The sequence below is a fragment of the Polaromonas sp. P1_E3 genome (assembly GCF_056405935.1).
In genome coordinates this window covers 1-947 of the sequence record NZ_JBFUBD010000701.1, presented here as the reverse complement: position 1 = coordinate 947, position 947 = coordinate 1, and the positions used below count along the sequence as shown (strand labels likewise).

The following is a 947-nucleotide window of genomic DNA, read 5'->3' as shown; positions in this document are numbered from 1 at the left end:
GCCACGCACCGCGCCCTGAAGCTTCAGCAGCTGTGGAGCGGCAGCGCGCAGCGCGAGGTGCGCCCCCGCCTGGGCAACGGGAGCCACCCACAGCCAGTTAACCAGCACCGCCATGGAAAACTTGTAAAAATATTCTGTGGCAAAACCGGTTAATAGCAACAGGCCCGCGATCCACATCCAGTGAAAGGCAATTTTCGAAAACACCTTCCATACGGGCAAACGCAGTTGGGATGTACCGGGAAACGTCAGCGAAAACACGATGACAGACAGGATCAGGTAAGCGGGACGGACGGATCCTTCGAAGAACAGCGCCAGTCCCCACAGCGAGAACACCAGGACCAGGGGATCCAGCGCGGCTTCGACAGCGGTAAAAACATGGCTTCGCCCCAACCCCATGGAACGCGGCTCGCGCCGGTTAAGCCATGCCGCCGCTGAATTGATCGGGTTGACGTCATCCATGCAAGTTCACCCGCGTAATCCTGGAGACGGCCTGTGCCCGGTTGAACACATTGAGCTTCTGGAATATTCGCTGCATGTGGTTCTTCACCGTATAGCCGCTGATGTTGAGGATGGTGCCGATCTCGGCATTGGTTTTTCCCATGGCAACCCAAGCCATGATCTGGGTTTCCCGCTCGCTGAGGTTGCTTGCGTCATCCGATCCGTTGCGCACTGTCGCCGCAACCTGCGGGTGCTGTTGCGGCAAAGGCGCCATCTGCCGCAAGGCGTTATCAATGGCGGGCATCAGCATCCTCATGGCCTTCTGCGCGGGCTCCACCGGAATCTCATCCGCACGCAGAAAGGCATACAGGCAGTCCTGGTGTGCTCTCTCGTCATGCATGGCATGAACCAGCACCGAGCGCATGCCGGCCAGCGTACGCGTGAAAGAACCAGGGAGGCTGGCGCTGCCGAGCAAATACTCGAACTGGCTGAAATCGAGAAGGCAGGGC

At 59.0% G+C, this 947-nt stretch carries 1 protein-coding gene and 1 pseudogene; both read right to left on the bottom strand.

What is annotated here, in order from left to right:
• Positions 1–459 (bottom strand): annotated as a pseudogene (locus tag AC1D0Z_RS22915) (undecaprenyl-phosphate glucose phosphotransferase); the annotation flags it as partial.
• On the bottom strand, positions 452–947 hold a 496-nt coding region (locus tag AC1D0Z_RS22910), incomplete at its 5' end, for a LuxR C-terminal-related transcriptional regulator (RefSeq protein ID WP_477660427.1). The gene AC1D0Z_RS22910 and the pseudogene AC1D0Z_RS22915, both read right to left, overlap by 8 nt.